The sequence below is a fragment of the Pseudomonas sp. C9-3 genome (genome assembly GCF_032392015.1).
GTDB classification, from domain to species: domain Bacteria; phylum Pseudomonadota; class Gammaproteobacteria; order Pseudomonadales; family Pseudomonadaceae; genus Pseudomonas; species Pseudomonas nitroreducens.
Genome location: NZ_CP135919.1, coordinates 387,976 through 405,811 on the forward strand (window position 1 = coordinate 387,976; position 17,836 = coordinate 405,811).

The window sequence follows — 17,836 nt, forward strand, 5'->3', positions numbered from 1 at the left end:
GCCGCGTTACCATCCGGCCCGCCATTTCATTTGTGTTGATTCCTGGATTCCCATGACGACCCGTATCCTGACCGGCATCACCACCACCGGTACTCCGCACCTGGGTAACTACGCCGGCGCTATCCGCCCGGCCATCGTTGCCAGCCGCGATCCGCAGGCAGATTCCTTCTACTTCCTGGCCGACTACCACGCGCTGATCAAGTGCGATGACCCGGCGCGCATCCAGCGTTCGCGTCTGGAAATCGCCGCCACCTGGTTGGCCTGCGGCCTGGATGCTGACAAGGCGACTTTCTATCGCCAGTCCGATATTCCCGAAATCCCCGAACTGACCTGGCTGCTCACCTGCGTCAGCGCCAAGGGCCTGCTCAACCGCGCCCACGCCTACAAGGCCTCGGTGGACAAGAACGTCGAGGCCGGCGAAGACCCGGACGCCGGCGTTACCATGGGCCTGTACAGCTACCCGGTGCTGATGGCCGCGGACATCCTGATGTTCAACGCGCACAAGGTGCCGGTCGGTCGCGACCAGATCCAGCACGTGGAAATGGCCCGCGACATCGGCCAGCGCTTCAACCACCTGTTCGGCAACGGCAAGGAACTGTTCACCCTGCCTGAAGTGGTGATCGAGGAAGACGTCGCGACCCTGCCGGGTCTGGACGGTCGCAAGATGTCCAAGAGCTACGACAACACCATCCCGCTGTTCGGCAGCGCCAAGCAGCTCAAGGACGCCGTGGCGCGCATCGTCACCGACTCCCGCGCGCCGGGTGAGCCGAAGGACCCGGACAACTCCCACCTGTTCACCCTGTACCAGGCGTTCTCCACCCACGAGCAACAGGCCGCGTTCCGCGCCGAGCTCCTCGGTGGCCTGGCCTGGGGTGAAGCCAAGCAGCGCCTGTTCGAACTGCTCGACAACGAGCTGGGCGAGGCCCGCGAGCGATACCACGCGTTGATTACCCGTCCGGCGGATCTGGAGGACATTCTCCTCGCCGGCGCCGCCAAGGCCCGCCGCATTGCTACTCCGTTCCTCGGCGAGCTGCGCGAGGCCGTGGGCCTGCGCTCGTTCCGCGAGCAGGTGCAGGTGGCAACCGAAGGCAAGAAGAAAGCTGCCAAGGCGGCGCGCTTTGTCAGCTTCCGCGAGGAAGACGGCTTCCGCTTCCGCCTGCTGGATGCCGCTGGCGAGCAACTGTTGCTCTCCATCACTTTCGCCGACGGCAAGGCCGCCGGCCAGGTGAGCAAGCGCCTGCAGTCCGAGGAACTGGACTTGCACGCCGAACTGAACGCCTTCAGCGTACGCCTGGATGGCGAAGCCGTGGCGTACAGCCCGGAGTTCTCCACCGACGCGGAGCGTGACGCCGCCATGCAGCGTCTGCGCGAGGCTCTCGCTCCGCAGGAGTGAGGCGCAGCAGGCCGGTCCGACTACCGGCCAATTGCCAAGAAACGGGGGCGCCGCTAAAGTGTGCGCCCCCGTTTTCGTTGCCTTGCTACCGATCATGACGCCTCTTCAGCGCTACCAGGAAGACCTCAAACGCCCCGATTTCTTCCACGACGCCGCGCAAGCGAACGCCGTGAAGCACCTGCAACGCCTCTACGACGACCTGGTCGCCGCCGATAAGGGCAAGTCCGGGCTGTTCGGCAAACTGCTGGGCAAGAAGTCCCAGGAGCCGGTGAAGGGCCTGTATTTCTGGGGCGGCGTCGGCCGCGGCAAGACCTACCTGGTGGATACCTTCTTTGAAGCGCTGCCCTTCAAGCAGAAGATGCGCACGCACTTCCACCGCTTCATGAAGCGCGTCCATGAGGAAATGAAAACCCTCAAGGGCGAGAAGAACCCGCTGACCATCATCGGCAAGCGATTCGCCGACGAGGCCCGGGTGATCTGCTTCGACGAATTCTTCGTCTCCGATATCACCGACGCGATGATCCTCGCTACCCTGCTGGAAGAGCTGTTCAAGAACGGCGTCAGCCTGGTGGCGACTTCCAACATCGTGCCGGACGGCCTCTACAAGGACGGCCTGCAGCGCGCCCGCTTCCTGCCGGCCATCGCGTTGGTCAAGAAGTACACCGAAGTGGTCAACGTCGACAGCGGCGTGGACTACCGCCTGCGCGCCCTGGAACAGGCCGAGCTGTATCACTGGCCGCTGTCCGAGCAGGCCGACCAGGCCATGACCCGCGACTTCAAGGCGCTGACCCCGGAGTGCGCTGCAGCGACCCGCGATGACGCGCTGATGATCGAGAACCGCGAAATCCGCGCGCGCATCACCTGCGATGACGTGGCCTGGTTCGAGTTCCGCGAGCTGTGCGATGGCCCGCGCAGCCAGAACGACTACATCGAGCTGGCGAAGATCTTCCACGCGATCCTGATTTCCAACGTCGAGCAGATGGGCGTGGCCAAGGACGACATGGCGCGCCGCTTCATCAACCTGGTGGACGAGTTCTACGACCGCAACGTCAAGCTGATCCTCTCCGCCGAGGTGGAGCTCAAGGACCTGTATACCGGTGGCCGCCTGGAGTTCGAGTTCCAGCGCACCCTGAGCCGCCTGCTGGAAATGCAGTCCCACGAATACCTGAGCCGCCCGCACCGTCCGTGACGGCTCGGTGAATGAAAAAGGCTGCCTTCGCGCAGCCTTTTTTGTTGTGGCTTTTCGTAGGAGCGGGCTTGCTCGCGAATCTCTTGCCGGCGGCTCAAGAGCTGGGCGGTTCGCGAGCAAGCTCGCTCCTGCAAATCAAGAATCAGCGCTGCGCCATCTCCTGCTGCGCCTTCTTCAGCAGTTGCTGAGCATGGGCAACTTCCAGTGCCTCCATGGCATTGATCGGCTTGATTGCCACCGCTTTCTGCAGCTGTTCCAGCGCTTTCTGCTCTTCATCTTCGCCATACACATAACCCAGCGCGTTGGCGTACTCGTAGTGACCGATAGGCAGGTCGTCGGCGGCGCGGAAGGAGCGGGCGAAGTACTGCTCCATTTTGTCCGCGCTGACGCCGTAGGTCATCTTGCCCACCAGCTTGCCGACCTTGCGGATCACGCCGGCTTCATAGCCGCCGTAGAGTGCCAGTGCGAACGGCTGGTTCGGCTGCTTGGCCAGCAGGGCGTCCAGTTCCTTGGGAATCTCGCTGGTGTAGCCGCGCTTGAGCACCACCGGCACCGGCAGGTCCTCCGCCAGGCGGGCCTTGGCGTAGGCGCGGCCGAACTGGGCGATGGGGTCGGCGTTGAGCAGCGGGCCGGCTTCGTCGGTGTAGCTGATCACTTCTTCCAGCAGGCGTTGCTTATCGTCCTGGTTCGGTGCGAGGAACATGGCGTAGAGCACCTGGGCGAACATCCCCGGAACCTGGCCGCCGACGCCCAATGCCAGGCCGTCCTTCTTGGCCTGGGCGAAGTCGCCGCGGAACACCTTGCGCCACACGTCCTGCAGCTTCTCGGCGTAGACCTGTGCTTCTTCCGGCTTGCCGCTGAAACCGGTGCCGGCGGCGACAGTCTTCTCCAGGGCTTCGGGATGCCGGGTGGCCATGGTCACTACCCAGTCCGCGTCAGGGAACGGGTAGTTGGCGCCGAAGCCTCGGGTCAGTCGCGGCCAGGCCTCGCGCAGCTTGTCGCCGCTGTAGTCGAAGGCCTTCTGGTCGTAGGGGAAGGGTTTCCAGGTGTCGTCCGCCACAGCGTTGAGGCTGAAGACGGTCAGGAGGGCAAGCAGAAAGCGGCGCATGGCAATATCCCGTGAAGTTCTTGTTGTCGGAAGCTGCCCCGATCATAGGGCCGCCCCCGAGTCCGTGAACCCATCCTAGGGATGGCCTGTTTCAGCCTTCCTTCTGCTCGTACTGGCGCCGGTAATGATTCGGCGACAGCCCGGTGTGTTGGCGGAAAAGCCGAGCGAAAAAGCTGGCGTCGTCGTAGCCGACTTCGTAACTGATGGTCTTGATGCTCTTGCGGGTCGTGGACAGCAGGTTGCGCGCGGTCTCGATACGCAGACGCTGCAGGTAGTGCAGTGGCTTGTCGCCGGTAGCCGCCTGGAAGCGCCGCATGAAGTTGCGGATGCTCATGCCGTGCTCGCGGGCCACATCCTCGAAGCGGAACTTGTCGGAGAAGTGCTCCTCCAGCCAGTGCTGGATCTGCAGGATCGCCGGGTCGTGGTGCAGTTTCTGTCCGCCGAAGCCCAGGCGCCCTGGCGTGTAGTTGCGCTGCACCTCGTAGAGGATGTCGCGGGCCACGCCCTGGGCGACGGTGGCGCCGCAGAAGCGTTCGATCAGGTAGATGTACAGGTCGCGCACCGAGGTCAGGCCACCAGCGCTGTAGATGTTGTCAGCGTCGGCGATGTGCTTGTCCTGGTTGAGCAGTACCTTGGGGTAGCGCTCGGCGAACTCGCGGAAGAAGCGCCAGTAGGTGGTGGCTTCCTTGCCGTCCAGCAGGCCCGCCTCGGCGAGCCAGAACACACCCGAGACCTCACCGCAGAGCACGCAGCCGGCGGCGTGACGCTCGCGCAGCCAGGCCGTTACCTGTGGGTAGAGGGTCAGCAGTTCGTCGAAGTCGCCCCAGAAGGCGGGGAGGATGATCAGCTCCGGCTCATCCAGGGCGCCGTGCACCGGTAGCAGGTCGCCGCTGAAGCTCATCACCGGCTGGCCGTCGGGGCTGACGATGCGGGTCTCGAAGCTGGGCTGCAGGCCGAGGCCCTGTTGGCGGCCGTGGCGCAGGGCGGCCATGTGGAAGAAGTCCTTGGCCTGCATCAGGGTGGAGCCGAAGACGCCATGGGTGGCGAGGATGCTGACGCGGCGCAGCACCTGGGAAACTGAATTGGGCATCGATTCTTGTACTTCTTATGGATGTCTTTGCATGACGCTAAAGCGGTCATGATGCGGCTGGATCGTCTTATTTTTTGGCGAAAGTGTCCAGTGCAGAGCGGTTCGGGCTGGCCTACAGTCGGCCTTCCAATAATTCCTACAACCGATTCGCAGGTGCACCGCATGATTCCCAGAACCCTGTTCAGTTCCGATCACGAGCTGTTCCGCGACAGCGTCCGCAAGTTCCTCGAACAGGAGGCGGTGCCCTTTCACGCCCAGTGGGAAAAAGACGGCCATATCGACCGTCAACTGTGGAACAAGGCCGGGGAGGCCGGAATGCTCTGCTCGCACCTGCCCGAGGCGTATGGCGGCATGGCGGCGGACTTCCTCTACAGCGCGGTGGTGATCGAGGAGATCGGCCGTCTCGGGCTGACCGGCATTGGCTTCTCGTTGCACTCGGACATTGTCGCTCCGTACATCCTTCATTACGGCAGCGAGGAATTGAAGCAGCGCTACCTGCCCAAGCTGGTCTCCGGCGAGATGGTCTCTGCGATCGCCATGACCGAGCCGGGTGCCGGCTCCGACCTGCAGGGCGTGAAGACCACCGCTGTGCTGGACGGTGACGAGTACGTGATCAATGGATCAAAGACCTTCATCACCAACGGCTGGCTGGCCGACCTAGTGATCGTGGTCGCCAAGACCGATCCGAAGGCCGGCGCCAAGGGCACCAGCCTGTTTCTGGTGGAGGCCGGCACGCCGGGCTTCAGCAAGGGCAAGCGCCTCGAAAAGGTGGGCATGAAGGCTCAGGACACCTCCGAGCTGTTCTTCCAGGACGTGCGTATCCCCAAGGAAAACCTGCTGGGCAAGGACGGGCAGGGCTTCATCTATCTGATGCAGGAGCTCCCCCAGGAACGCCTGACGGTTGCCCTTGGCGCGCTGGCCTCGGCAGAGGCGGCACTGAAGTGGACGCTGGAATACACCCGTGAGCGCAAAGCCTTCGGCAAGTCCGTGGCGGATTTCCAGAACACCCGCTTCAAGCTAGCCGAGATCGCCACCGAGGTGCAGGTAGGGCGCGTCTTCGTCGATCGCTGCCTGGAGCAGCACCTGGAAGGCAAACTGGACGTGCCGACGGCGGCGATGGCCAAGTACTGGACCACCGACCTGCAGTGCAAGGTACTTGATGAGTGCGTGCAACTGCACGGCGGCTACGGCTACATGTGGGAGTACCCGATTGCCCGCGCCTGGGCCGATGCGCGCGTGCAGCGCATCTATGCAGGCACCAACGAGATCATGAAGGAAATCATCGCCCGCGCCTTGTGATGGGACATTTCTTGTAGGAGCGAGCTTGCTCGCGAACGGTCTGGCGCCGGATTTCCCGGCGAAATCTGTTCGCGAGCAAGCCCGCTCCTACAAGAGCAAAGCGCTACGGTGCCGGGTTCGGCTGATCCTTGTGGATCGCCTCGATGCCAGCCAACAGCTCGTCGGAGAGCTTGAGGTCGAAGCTGCCGAGGTTGACCTCCAGTTGCTCCAGGTTGGTGGCGCCAATGATGTTGCTGGTCACGAACGGCCGGCTGGTGACAAAGGCCAGGGCCATCTGTGCCGGCTCCAGGCCATGCTCGCGGGCCAGGGTTACGTAGCGGTCGCAGGCGCTGGCGGTCTGCGGGTTGGTATAGCGGGTAAAGCGGCTGAACAGGGTGATCCGCGCATTGGCTGGGCGCGCGCCGCCGAAGTACTTGCCCGAGAGCATGCCGAAGGCCAGGGGCGAATAGGCCAGCAGGCCGATCTGCTCGCGGATGGCAATTTCCGCCAAGCCGACCTCGAAGCTGCGGTTGAGCAGGTTATAGGGGTTCTGGATCGACACCGCGCGCGGCCAGCCGCGCTCCTGGGCGATCTGCAGGAAGCGCATGGTGCCCCAGGGCGTTTCGTTGGACAGGCCTATATGGCGGATCTTGCCGGCGCGAACCTGCTCGTCGAGTGCTTCCAGAGTGTCTTCCAGCGCGGTGAAGCTCTCTTCCTTGTGCTGGTAGCCCAGTTGGCCGAAGAAATTGGTGCTGCGTTCGGGCCAGTGCAACTGGTAAAGGTCGATCCAGTCGGTCTGCAGGCGCTTGAGGCTGCCATCCAGCGCCGCAACGATGTTCTTGCGATCGAGTTTCGGCTGGCCGTCACGGATGTGGCTGATGGAGTTGCCGGGGCCGGCAATCTTGCTGGCCAGTACCCAATCGGTGCGATCGCCGCGCTGGGCAAACCAGTTGCCGATGATCTGCTCGGTACGGGTGTAGGTTTCCGCACGTGGCGGGACGGGGTACATCTCGGCGGTATCGATGAAATTCAGACCGGCGGCCTTGGCCCGCTCGATCTGGGCGAAAGCTTCGTCCTGCGTGTTCTGCTCGCCCCAGGTCATGGTCCCCAGGCAGAGGGCGCTGACTTTCAATTCGGTGCGGCCGAGCGGGCGGTACTCCATGCGGGTCTCCTCGTGAAAACAAGTGCGTCATATAGTTGAAAATTCTGCCGGAATCTGCATAATTCCGCAGCCTTTCATCGGTGGGGGATGCCAAAGCCTGCCGATTGATACATCTAGTCGTTACGGACGCACACCGACCCGAGCCCCAATTCGTGTCTGTCTTCGGCTGTCCTTGACTTGTCAAGGCAACCACTGTCCAGTAAGATTCGCCGTCTTATTTTCAGGCGGCCCCTGAGGCTATAACGAATGAAAACTTATACCGCGAAACCAGAAACTGTTAAGCGCGACTGGTTCGTCGTCGACGCTGCTGGCCTGACCCTGGGTCGTCTGGCTACCGAGATTGCTACCCGCCTGCGCGGCAAGCACAAGCCGGAATACACCCCGCACGTTGACACCGGCGACTACATCGTCGTGATCAACGCCGAGCAGGTTCGTGTCACTGGCGCCAAAGCTACCGACAAGATGTACTACCATCACTCGGGCTTCCCGGGCGGTATCAAGTCGATCAACTTCGAGAAGCTGATCGCCAAGGCTCCTGAGCGCGTCATCGAGACTGCCGTCAAAGGCATGCTGCCGAAGAACCCGCTGGGCCGCGACATGTACCGCAAGCTGAAAGTGTACAAGGGTGCCAACCACCCGCACACCGCTCAGCAGCCTCAAGAACTGAAGATTTAACGGGATAGCTCATTATGTCGGCGACTCAAAATTACGGCACTGGCCGTCGTAAGACCGCTACCGCTCGCGTCTTCCTGCGTCCGGGCACTGGTAAGATCTCCATCAACAACCGCTCCATCGAGCAGTTCTTCGGTCGTGAGACCGCTCGCATGGTTGTCCGTCAGCCGCTCGAGCTGACCGAGAACACCGAGAAGTTCGATATCTACGTGACCGTCGTTGGCGGTGGCGTAAGCGGTCAAGCTGGTGCGATCCGTCACGGTATCACCCGCGCTCTGATCGAATACGACGAGACCCTGCGCAGCTCGCTGCGTAAAGCCGGCTACGTCACTCGCGATGCCCGCGAAGTTGAACGTAAGAAAGTCGGTCTGCGTAAAGCGCGTAAGCGTCCGCAGTACTCCAAGCGTTAATACGACGCTTCGAAAAAAACGCCCAGATCCTTTGGACTGGGCGTTTTTTTATGTCTTCAATAAGTTCGTGCGGCAAGGTGTCGCATCCGCGCAAGCCGCGCCGTGCAAGGGTTTCAGGGGTTGCGTAACAGGCTATTACCTTGTCATCACAAGGGCTTTTCTTTACCATTTGGCGAATTTTTTGCGCGGCTCGAATTTTTACTTAAAAGCCTGATTTGAACAGGCTTGAAGCTGATGGGAGACGACTGAATGAGTAATGACGGCGTGAATGCAGGCCGGCGTCGCTTCCTTGTCGCGGCCACTTCGGTGGTTGGTGCGGCAGGAGCGGTCGGAGCTGCGGTCCCGTTCGTGGGGTCATGGTTCCCTAGTGCCAAGGCGAAGGCCGCTGGCGCGCCGGTGAAGTACAACGTGGCCAAGATCGAGCCAGGTCAGCAGGTGATCGCTGAGTGGCGCGGCAAGCCCGTGTTCCTGGTGCATCGCACCAAGGAAATGCTGGATGCGCTGCCGACCCTCGATGCGCAACTGGCCGACCCCGAGTCGAAGGCATCGGACCAGCCTGCCTACGTCGATCCCAAGGTGCGCTCGATCAAGCCTGAACTGGCCGTGATCGTCGGTATCTGCACCCACCTGGGCTGCTCGCCGACCTTCCGCCCGGAAGTCGCTCCCGCGGACCTGGGCCCGGACTGGAAGGGGGGGTATTTCTGCCCGTGCCACGGCTCCCATTACGATCTCGCCGGCCGCGTTTACAAGGGACAACCCGCGCCCCTGAACCTGCCGATTCCGCCCTATTCGCTTGATGGTGATGAATTGACCATCGGTGTGGACCAGGAGAAAGCCTGATGAACAAGTTCATGGCTTGGGTCGATGCCCGCTTCCCCGCGACCAAGATGTGGGAAGACCATCTGAGCAAGTACTACGCCCCGAAGAACTTCAACTTCTGGTACTTCTTCGGCTCCCTCGCACTGCTGGTCCTGGTTAACCAGATCCTCACCGGTATCTGGCTGACCATGAGCTTCACCCCGTCGGCCGAAGAAGCTTTCGCGTCCGTCGAGTACATCATGCGAGATGTAGATTACGGCTGGATTATCCGCTACATGCACTCCACCGGTGCATCGGCGTTCTTCGTGGTCGTCTACCTGCACATGTTCCGTGGCCTGCTGTACGGTTCGTACCAGAAGCCGCGCGAGCTGGTGTGGATCTTCGGCATGCTGATCTACCTCGCCCTGATGGCCGAGGCCTTCATGGGCTACCTGCTGCCCTGGGGCCAGATGTCCTACTGGGGTGCCCAGGTAATCATCTCGCTGTTCGGCGCCATTCCGGTGGTTGGCGAGGACCTCGCACAGTGGATTCGTGGTGACTTCCTGATCTCCGGCATCACCCTGAACCGCTTCTTCGCCCTGCACGTGATTGCCCTGCCGATCGTCCTGCTTGGTCTGGTCGTGCTGCACATCCTGGCGCTGCACGAAGTCGGCTCGAACAACCCCGACGGCGTGGACATCAAGAAGAAGAAGGACGAGAACGGCATCCCGCTGGATGGCATCCCGTTCCACCCCTACTACACCGTGAAAGACATCGTCGGTGTCGTAGTCTTCCTGTTCGTCTTCTGCACCGTGATCTTCTTCTTCCCGGAAATGGGCGGTTTCTTCCTCGAGAAGCCCAACTTCGAGATGGCGAACCAGTTCAAGACCCCCGAGCACATCGCTCCGGTGTGGTACTTCACCCCGTTCTACGCCATCCTGCGCGCCGTTCCGGACAAGCTGATGGGTGTCATCGCCATGGGCGCCGCCATCGCCGTGCTGTTCGTGCTGCCGTGGCTGGACCGTAGCCCGGTTCGCTCGATCCGCTACAAGGGCTGGCTGAGCAAGATCTGGCTGGTGATCTTCGCGGTTTCCTTCGTGATCCTCGGCTACTACGGCTCGCAAGCGCCGTCGCCGCTGGGCACCACGCTGTCGCGCCTGTGCACCATTCTGTATTTCGCCTTCTTCATCCTGATGCCGTTCTACACCCGGATGGAGAAAACCAAACCGGTTCCGGAAAGGGTGACTGGCTGATGAAAAAGCAATTCGCTGCATTTGTTCTGGCTCTGCTGCCCGTCTTCGGCTTCGCTGCCGAAGGCCATGGCCCGGCCCTCGACAAGGTCGATATCGACCTGACCGACAAGGCTGCCATGCAGGATGGCGCACGTACCTTCGCCAACTACTGCATGGGCTGCCACAGCGCCAAGTTCCAGCGTTATGAGCGTGTCGGCCGTGATCTGGGTATTCCGGAAGAGTTGATGCTTAGCCACCTGGTGTTCACCGGCGCGAAGATCGGTGACCACATGGATATCGGCATGAAGCCGGCTGACGCCAAGGTGTGGTTCGGTGCTGCTCCGCCGGACCTGACCCTGGTAGCCCGCGTACGTGGCGCCGACTGGCTGTACACCTACCTGCGTTCGTTCTACGAAGATCCCAAGCGTCCGTGGGGCGTGAACAACAAGGTCTTCCCGAACGTCGGCATGCCGAACGTGCTGGTGAGCCTGCAGGGCCGCCAGGTCATCGGTTGCAAGCAGGTTCAGGTCGTCGAGGATGGCAAGAAGCAGTACGATCCCCTGACCGGTACCCCGCTGACCCACGAGGCTTGCGACCAGCTGACCATCGTGCCGAAATCCGGCCAACTGAACGAAGCTCAGTTCGACGAGAAGGTGAAGAACCTGGTGACCTTCCTGGCTTATTCGGCTGACCCGAACAAGCTGGACTCTCACCGCATAGGCACCTACGTCCTGCTGTTCCTGGCCTTCTTCTTCGTGTTCGCCTACCTGCTCAAGCGCGAATACTGGAAGGACGTGCACTAAGCACCACCCGTCGTAGTAACAAGCGCGCGCCCTACGGGGCGCGCGTGCGTTTTTCTACCTCCCACAAGAAAGTCCTGCGAGGAGGCGCGCGGCATGGCCGCTATCAACAAGCTCACCTGCTTCTCCGACCCTGCCTGCCACTACAGCCATCGCGTGCGCCTGGTGCTGGCAGAGAAGAGCGTCGTTGCCGACATCATCGACGTCCCTGCCGGCAACATCCCGGCCAAACTCGCTGAAGTGAACCCCTATGGCAGCTTGCCGACCCTGGTGGACCGCGATCTCGCGCTCTACGAGTCGACGGTGGTCATGGAGTACCTCGATGAGCGTTATCCACACCCGCCGCTGCTTCCGGTCTACCCGGTGGCCCGCGCGAACAGCCGCCTGCTGATGCATCGCATCCAGCGCGACTGGTGCAGTCTGGTGGATAGAATCCTCGATACCCGTCGCAAGGACGCCGAACGCGCCTTGGCGCGCAAGGAATTGCGTGAGAGCCTGACGGGTGTATCGGCGCTGTTCGCCGACAAGCAATTCTTCCTCAGCGACGAGCTGAGCCTGGTGGATTGCTGCCTGCTGCCGATCCTCTGGCGGCTGCCGATCCTGGGCATCGAGCTGCCGCGGCCGGCGAAGCCCCTGCTGGATTACATGGAGCGACAGTTTGCACGGGAAACTTTCCGTGCCAGCCTGTCCTCTATCGAACGTGATATGCGCTAAGGAGCCCGATGATGAACTCCAGTCGTCCCTACCTCGTGCGAGCCCTCTATGAGTGGATCGTCGATAACGGCTGCACGCCGCATATCCTGGTGAATTCCGAGTATCCCGGCGTGCGGGTGCCGCCGGGTTATGCCAGTGACGGACAGATCGTGCTCAACGTTTCCCCGACCGCTGTGCGCCACCTGCAGATGGACAACGAAGCGGTCAGCTTCGAGGGTCGCTTCGGTGGTGTTGCCCAGGGCCTGTACATCCCGTCTCAGGCTGTAATGGCCATCTATGCGCGGGAGAACGGCCAAGGCATGGTGTTCGACCTGGAGCCGCCGGTGCCCACCGATGACGAGGATCTGCCGGATGACGGGCCTTCCGACGAGCCGCCACGCCCCAGTGGTCGCCCGAGTCTCAAGGTGGTGAAGTAATAAAAAAGGCGACCTGAGGGTCGCCTTTTTCATGCCTGCAATAAATGGCCCGCTCAGTCGATGTACTCGAACAGGCGGACGATCTTCTGCACGCCGTCCACGCCCTGGACCACCTGGGTAGCCAGATCGCCTTCCTTGCGGGTCACCAGGCCCAGCATGTAGACGATGCCGTTCTCGGTCAGCACCTTGATGCGGGTGGATGGCACGTTGGCGTCAGCGAGCATCTGGCTCTTGATCTTGGTGGTCAGCCAGGTGTCGTTGCTGCGGGCGGCCAGGGAGGAGGGCTGCAGGATCTGCAGCTCGTTGTGTACGGTCTTGACCTTCTGCACTTCCTTGGCGGCCTGCTCGGCCTTGTTCTTCAGGTCGGCGCGCGGGGTCTGGCCGGCGAGCAGTACCACGCCGTTATAGCTGATCACCACGACGTGGGAATTGCGGTCGAGGTCGGGATCGGCCTTGGCGACGTTCACCGCCACCTTGGTTTCGATCAGCGAGTCGTCGATCTTGCTGCCCAGGGTACGGGTCCCCTTGTCATCGTCGATCGGTTTGTCGCGGGTGGCGCTGACGAAGCTGCTGCAGCCACCCAGTGCCATGGTCACGGCCAGTGCGGCTGCGATCAGAGGGGTACGGGTCATTCTTCACTCCCGAACAGTTGACGGTCGATAAGGTCGCAGAGGCAATGGATGACCAGCAGGTGGACTTCCTGGATGCGTGCGGTGACCTTGGCCGGAACGCGGATCTCCACGTCTTCGGGCAGCAGCAACGATGCCATGTTGCCGCCGTCGCGGCCGGTCAGAGCTACGACAACCATTTCGCGATCATGTGCGGCCTGGATCGCCTGAATGACGTTCGCCGAGTTGCCGCTGGTGGAAATCGCCAGCAGCACGTCGCCCGGTTGGCCCAGGGCACGGATCTGCTTGGAGAAGACCTCGTTGTAGCTGTAGTCGTTGGCGATCGAGGTGATGGTCGAGCTGTCGGTGGTCAGGGCGACCGCTGGCAGGCTCGGGCGCTCGCGCTCGAAGCGGTTCAGCAGTTCGGAGGAGAAGTGCTGCGCGTCGCCGGCGGAGCCGCCGTTGCCGCAGGAGAGGATCTTGCCCTCGTTCAGCAGGGCATTGACCATCACCATGCTGGCCTGCTCGATATGCGGGATGAGCACCTCGGTAGCCTGTTGCTTGGTCTCGATGCTGGCATGGAAGAGCTGGCGGATACGGGATTGCATGTCCATCAGGTGTGACCTTTCGTCGGGCGTCTGATCAGGTGTCAAAAGCGTTGGGAATCCAGTTCAAGTGCCCTGCGGAGCCTGGGGTACGAATGTCGATGGCGACGATGTCGAACCGGCAGGGGTGACTGCTCCAGCGGGCGTTCTGTTGCAGGAAGAGTTCAGCGGAAATGGCCAGGCGTTGACGCTTGCGCATGTCCACGCTCTCCAGCGCTCCTCCCCAGGCAGAATGCCGGCGGGAGCGAACTTCGACGAATACTACTGTATCGCCGTCCAGCATGACCAGATCGAGCTCACCTCGGCGGCACGTCCAGTTCTGCGCCAGGAGGCGCAATCCATGCTGCTCCAGGTGGGCCAGGGCGGCGGCTTCGGCCCGCTGCCCGGCCTTCTGGGTAGGACTGTTGCCGATCAAATACCGCTGTTCTCCAGCGGCTGCACCTGACCATTCTTGAATTCCGCCCAAGGCAGGCGGCGCTCCACGCGTTGGCCGGCGCTGACGCTCAGGGTGCCGGTCAGGCCATCCACCTGCATGCTCGGCACCGCCTTGAGCTCCGGCAGGCGCGGGGCCAGCTGGTAGGCGTCGGCGCCCATGGCGTACAGGCGGCCGAGGCTGCCGTTGGCGGCCGGCCACTGCGCGGCGACCTGCTGACGCAGGGCGTTGTTGGGGTTCAGCAGCCAGGGGGTTTCGCAGAAGCGAATGCCGTTCAGGTCCTGGTCCTGTGCTGGGTTGTTCACGCCAGTGTACAGGTTGGAGGTGGCGTAGACCGGCAGGTCGCCAGCGTACTGGAAGGCCAGGGTCGGCTTGATCTGGCGGGCCTGCTGCGGGGTGGCGGCGAGGAAGATGAAATCGATGTCCTGGCGGCGCGACGGCTGGGTGTCGACGCTACTGTCGAGCACGCCCTGCAGGCGCTTGGCGCGGCCTTCGCTCTGGCGCAGTTGCAGCAGGTCGGCGATCTGGCGAGCCAGCTCGACGGGCTGGTCGACGTGTTCAGCGGCGATCAGGGTGCCGCCGGCGGCCTGCCAGTTGCGGCTGAACGAGGCGAGTACGCGGTCGCCCCATTCGCCGCGCGGCACCAGGGCCACGGCGCGGCGCATGCCGTCGTTCCATGCGCGGTTGGCGACTTCGCGGGCCTCGTCTTCGGCAGACAGGCCGAACTGGAACAGCTGGGCAGGACCTTCCTGATTGCCGTCGGCGTAGTTCAGGGCCAGGGTGGTGATGGGCAGTTGCTGTTGGCTGCTCATCTGCTTGACCAGGTTCTTCTCCAGCGGGCCAACGACCAGTTGCACGCCATCGGCCTGGGCCTGGCGGTAGAACTCATCCAGCGAGCGTACCTGGGTACTGTCGTAGAGCTTGATGTCCGGCTGCTGGCCGCCGTTGTGCTGGGCCTGGTAGTGGGCGGCGAGGAAACCGTCCTGCAGGGCGCGGGCGACGGAGGCCAGCTGGCCTTGCTGCGGCAGCAGCAGGCCGATCTTGTTCAGCGGCTGGGCAGCCAGGGATTTCAGCTTGGTCAGCGCGTCGGGCAATTGCTTGGCGGCCGGGTGGTCGGGGTTCTGCGCAACCCAGTTGTCGATGTTCGACTGCTGTTCTTTCAGGGTCGACGAGGATTTGGTGATGCGTGCCAGTTCCAGCCAGCCGTTCAGATCGCCTTCGTTGCTGCTGGCCTGCATCTGCTCGAGCGACAGGTTGGAAACCAGTTTCCAGATTTCCTCGTGGTTGGCCTTGCTCGCCTCTGCATTAAGCAGCGGGTCGATGAAGACGCGTTCGCGGGCGGCGCTCAGGGTCTGTCCGTCGGCGGCCAGGGCGAGGGACTTGACCATGCCGGCGCGCGCCTGCAGATCCACGGGCATCTCGCCCAGGCGCTGGAAGCTCGGGTGGTCGAAGGCCTTCAGGGCGGCCTTGGTCTTGTTGCGGGCCAGTTCGAGCTGGGCGCGCAGGGTGCTGGCGAAGACCTGTTGGGCGGGCTTCAGGCTCTCCAGCGGAATCTGGTCGAGGATCTGCGTGGAGCGGCCGAGGTCTTTCTGCTTGTAGGCCAGGTCGGCGGCGGAAAGGCGCAGGACTGCGGCTTCATCCGGCTTGGCGGTGGAGGCCTGCTGCAGCAGCTGTTCGATGCTGGCGTCCGGGGTGCGCGGCAGTTCGCCGAGATTGGACGACGGGGAGGATGCACAGGCGGCGAGCATGCCGGCCAGGAACAGAGCGGATAGCGGACGCAGGCGAGCGATCATATCGGGCTTCTCGTGACGCATTCAAAGAGCTGCCGATTGTACCGAAGCGGCAAGGGGGACGCGATGGCGGCTGCCGGAATCGGGATACAATGCGGCTTTTTCAGATACTTCCGGCGAGGTTGGCGCGTGACACTTGGCACTCTTTATGTGGTGGCTACCCCCATCGGAAACCTGGACGACATCAGCGCCAGAGCGCTCAAGGTGCTGGCCGACGTCTCGCTCATCGCCGCCGAAGACACCCGGCACTCGGTGCGTTTGCTGCAGCATTTCGGCATCCAGACGCCGTTGGCGGCGTGCCACGAGCACAACGAACGCGAGCAGGGCAGTCGTTTTCTGACCAGGCTGCAGGCCGGCGAAGACGTTGCGCTCATTTCCGACGCGGGCACCCCGCTGATCTCCGATCCTGGCTATCACCTGGTGCGCCAGGCGCGCGCAGCGGGCATCCCTGTGGTGCCGGTGCCGGGAGCCTGCGCGCTGATTGCCGCACTTTCCGCGGCGGGGCTGCCGTCGGATCGTTTCGTCTTCGAAGGCTTCCTGCCGGCCAAGGTCGCCGGGCGCCGTGGGCGCCTGGAGGCGCTGGTGGATGAGCCGCGCACCCTGATCTTCTACGAGGCGCCGCACCGCGTGCTCGAGTGCATCGAGGATATGGCGGCGATCTTCGGCGACGAACGGCCTGCGCTGCTGGCCCGCGAGCTGACCAAGACCTTCGAGACCCTCAAGGGGCTGCCGCTGGGCGAATTGCGCGAGTTCGTGGCGTCCGACAGCAATCAGCAGCGGGGCGAGTGTGTGCTGCTGGTGGCCGGCAAGCCTGCGCCTGAGGGCGGTGAGGCGGTCGATGCGCAGACCCTGCGGGTGCTCGATCTGCTGCTGGCGGAGATGCCGGTGAAGCGTGCGGCGGCTCTTGCCGCGGAAATAACCGGGGCGCGCAAGAACCAGCTCTATCAGATCGCGCTGGAGCGCCAGGGCAAGGCTTGAGCTTGTCCTGAGCGTCGTCAACCGCTAACCTTGCCGACTGAGAGTCGATTGGACAGTCGCTGTTCCGTGGTGTTCCATCACGGGGTGGAGGAAAGTCCGGGCTCCACAGGGCAGAGTGCCAGGTAACGCCTGGGAGGCGCGAGTCTACGGAAAGTGCCACAGAAAATAACCGCCTAAGCGCGCAAGCGCCGGTAAGGGTGAAAAGGTGCGGTAAGAGCGCACCGCACGGCTGGCAACAGTTCGTGGCTAGGTAAACCCCACTCGGAGCAAGATCAAATAGGAACCCATTGGCGCGGCCCGCGTTGGGTTCGGGTAGATCGCTTGAGGCATGCAGTGATGTATGTCCCAGAGGAATGGCTGTCCTCGACAGAACCCGGCTTACAGATCGACTCTCACCACTTTTCCTCCACTTCTTCCCACATGACCATTTGTCGCTGACCGGAAGAAGTGCAGAACTTAAGAAATCACTTTAAGTATGAAAGCCCAGTGTTTTGAAAACACTGGGCTTTTCTCTTTTCTGGCGCGTCAAATTCCCTCCCCGAACCTCGCAAAAGCACGCTAAATCTCGGTCCTGTAAGGATTTTTCCCCTCCGGCTTACCTTGACGGTGGGGAGCGCGGATTTCTATAGTGTGCGGAAGTGGTATGAAGTGGGTAAAAGTGGGATCAACAGGCATGGATAGCCAACCACAGGGGAAGCGCTGACGTGTTTCGCGGAGCTAACGCCATCAGTCTCGACGCCAAAGGGCGCCTCGCGATGCCGAGTCGGTATCGTGACGAGCTCGTTTCGCGTTGCAATGGCCAGCTCATCGTCACCATCGATGCCGTCGACACCTGCCTCACCGTCTACCCCCTCCCTGAATGGGAACTCATCGAAGCCAAACTGCGCGAGCTGCCTTCGCTGCGTGAAGAAACGCGGCGCCTGCAGCGTTTGCTGATTGGTAATGCCGTTGACCTGGAGCTCGATAGCGCCGGGCGTTTTCTCGTTCCGCCGCGCCTGCGCGAGTACGCCGGCCTGGACAAGAAGGCGATGCTGGTCGGCCAGCTGAACAAGTTCCAGCTGTGGGACGAAGACAAGTGGAATGCGGTTGCCGAGGCCGACCTCGCAGCCATCAAAGAGCCCGGCGGCCTGCCGGATGAATTGCGCGACCTTATTCTGTGA

Annotated in this window: 19 protein-coding genes and 1 other RNA gene; 13 read left to right on the forward strand and 7 right to left on the reverse strand. The window is 62.4% G+C overall.

Annotated features, from left to right (window positions below; translation table 11 throughout):
* The first annotated feature begins 52 nt into the window (after positions 1-52).
* Both RS899_RS01780 and zapE read left to right on the forward strand, forming a co-directional pair.
* Positions 53-1,393, forward strand: a complete 1,341-nt coding sequence (locus tag RS899_RS01780; RefSeq protein ID WP_315808948.1) for a tryptophan--tRNA ligase — start codon at positions 53-55, stop codon at positions 1,391-1,393.
* 94 nt (positions 1,394-1,487) lie between these two features.
* The gene (gene zapE / locus RS899_RS01785; RefSeq protein WP_037009786.1) at positions 1,488-2,582 is read left to right on the forward strand and encodes a cell division protein ZapE; all 1,095 of its coding nucleotides are present in this window, start codon (positions 1,488-1,490) and stop codon (positions 2,580-2,582) included.
* 142 nt (positions 2,583-2,724) lie between these two features.
* Here the strand turns inward: zapE and RS899_RS01790 are convergent, their stop codons facing one another.
* Positions 2,725-3,690: a hypothetical protein gene (locus RS899_RS01790; protein ID WP_054906601.1), complete on the reverse strand. Its 966-nt coding sequence runs from the start codon at positions 3,688-3,690 to the stop codon at positions 2,725-2,727.
* A gap of 91 nt (positions 3,691-3,781) precedes the next feature.
* Positions 3,782-4,681 carry a GlxA family transcriptional regulator gene (locus tag RS899_RS01795; protein ID WP_162484002.1) on the reverse strand — a complete coding sequence of 300 codons (900 nt, stop codon included), beginning with the start codon at positions 4,679-4,681 and terminating at the stop codon, positions 3,782-3,784.
* Positions 4,682-4,933: 252 nt separating this feature from the next.
* Between RS899_RS01795 and RS899_RS01800 the strand changes: the two genes are divergently transcribed.
* Positions 4,934-6,079, forward strand: a complete 1,146-nt coding sequence (locus RS899_RS01800) for an acyl-CoA dehydrogenase family protein (protein ID WP_315808949.1) — start codon at positions 4,934-4,936, stop codon at positions 6,077-6,079.
* Between the two features lie 103 nt (positions 6,080-6,182).
* Here the strand turns inward: RS899_RS01800 and RS899_RS01805 are convergent, their stop codons facing one another.
* Positions 6,183-7,220, reverse strand: coding sequence for an NADP(H)-dependent aldo-keto reductase (locus RS899_RS01805; RefSeq protein WP_315808950.1), 1,038 nt, complete (start codon positions 7,218-7,220; stop codon positions 6,183-6,185).
* Positions 7,221-7,466: 246 nt separating this feature from the next.
* Between RS899_RS01805 and rplM the strand changes: the two genes are divergently transcribed.
* The 7 genes from rplM to RS899_RS01840 all read left to right on the forward strand — a co-directional run bounded on the left by rplM (position 7,467) and on the right by RS899_RS01840 (position 12,262).
* The gene (gene rplM / locus RS899_RS01810) at positions 7,467-7,895 is read left to right on the forward strand and encodes a 50S ribosomal protein L13 (RefSeq protein WP_015475857.1); all 429 of its coding nucleotides are present in this window, start codon (positions 7,467-7,469) and stop codon (positions 7,893-7,895) included.
* A gap of 14 nt (positions 7,896-7,909) precedes the next feature.
* The gene (gene rpsI / locus RS899_RS01815) at positions 7,910-8,302 is read left to right on the forward strand and encodes a 30S ribosomal protein S9 (protein WP_015475858.1); all 393 of its coding nucleotides are present in this window, start codon (positions 7,910-7,912) and stop codon (positions 8,300-8,302) included.
* A 249-nt stretch (positions 8,303-8,551) separates the two neighbouring features.
* Positions 8,552-9,142, forward strand: coding sequence for a ubiquinol-cytochrome c reductase iron-sulfur subunit (gene petA, locus RS899_RS01820; protein WP_054906598.1), 591 nt, complete (start codon positions 8,552-8,554; stop codon positions 9,140-9,142).
* Positions 9,142-10,353 (forward strand): cytochrome b, encoded by a 1,212-nt coding sequence (locus tag RS899_RS01825; protein ID WP_045209611.1) that lies wholly within the window; start codon positions 9,142-9,144, stop codon positions 10,351-10,353. Before petA ends, RS899_RS01825 begins: the two co-directional genes overlap by 1 nt.
* Positions 10,353-11,135 (forward strand): cytochrome c1, encoded by a 783-nt coding sequence (locus RS899_RS01830; protein ID WP_054906597.1) that lies wholly within the window; start codon positions 10,353-10,355, stop codon positions 11,133-11,135. Before RS899_RS01825 ends, RS899_RS01830 begins: the two co-directional genes overlap by 1 nt.
* A 93-nt stretch (positions 11,136-11,228) precedes the next feature.
* Positions 11,229-11,846: a glutathione S-transferase N-terminal domain-containing protein gene (locus RS899_RS01835; protein ID WP_054906596.1), complete on the forward strand. Its 618-nt coding sequence runs from the start codon at positions 11,229-11,231 to the stop codon at positions 11,844-11,846.
* 11 nt (positions 11,847-11,857) lie between these two features.
* Entirely contained in the window at positions 11,858-12,262 is a 405-nt protein-coding gene (locus tag RS899_RS01840; RefSeq protein WP_017518115.1) for a ClpXP protease specificity-enhancing factor, read from the forward strand.
* A gap of 53 nt (positions 12,263-12,315) precedes the next feature.
* Here the strand turns inward: RS899_RS01840 and RS899_RS01845 are convergent, their stop codons facing one another.
* From RS899_RS01845 to RS899_RS01860, 4 genes are read right to left on the reverse strand one after another with little or no spacing between them, the layout of a single operon-like run.
* Complete coding sequence (locus RS899_RS01845; RefSeq protein WP_024764053.1) at positions 12,316-12,894, reverse strand: BON domain-containing protein; 579 nt, start codon at positions 12,892-12,894, stop codon at positions 12,316-12,318.
* Entirely contained in the window at positions 12,891-13,484 is a 594-nt protein-coding gene (locus tag RS899_RS01850) for a phosphoheptose isomerase (protein WP_017518113.1), read from the reverse strand. The genes RS899_RS01845 and RS899_RS01850 overlap by 4 nt, the downstream gene beginning before the upstream one ends.
* Positions 13,485-13,512: 28 nt before the next feature.
* On the reverse strand, positions 13,513-13,890 hold the full coding sequence (locus RS899_RS01855; protein ID WP_054906595.1) for a YraN family protein: 378 nt from the start codon (positions 13,888-13,890) through the stop codon (positions 13,513-13,515).
* Entirely contained in the window at positions 13,887-15,701 is a 1,815-nt protein-coding gene (locus RS899_RS01860; protein ID WP_315808951.1) for a penicillin-binding protein activator, read from the reverse strand. The genes RS899_RS01855 and RS899_RS01860 overlap by 4 nt, the downstream gene beginning before the upstream one ends.
* A gap of 126 nt (positions 15,702-15,827) precedes the next feature.
* Here RS899_RS01860 and rsmI point away from each other — a divergent pair, with 126 nt between their 5' ends.
* The 3 genes from rsmI (at position 15,828) to mraZ (ending at position 17,836) form a co-directional block, all read left to right on the forward strand.
* Positions 15,828-16,676, forward strand: a complete 849-nt coding sequence (rsmI, locus tag RS899_RS01865) for a 16S rRNA (cytidine(1402)-2'-O)-methyltransferase (RefSeq protein WP_315808952.1) — start codon at positions 15,828-15,830, stop codon at positions 16,674-16,676.
* Positions 16,677-16,716: 40 nt separating this feature from the next.
* Positions 16,717-17,073: RNase P RNA component class A (gene rnpB / locus RS899_RS01870), an RNA gene on the forward strand.
* A gap of 307 nt (positions 17,074-17,380) precedes the next feature.
* Positions 17,381-17,836 carry a division/cell wall cluster transcriptional repressor MraZ gene (gene mraZ, locus RS899_RS01875; RefSeq protein ID WP_024764056.1) on the forward strand — a complete coding sequence of 152 codons (456 nt, stop codon included), beginning with the start codon at positions 17,381-17,383 and terminating at the stop codon, positions 17,834-17,836.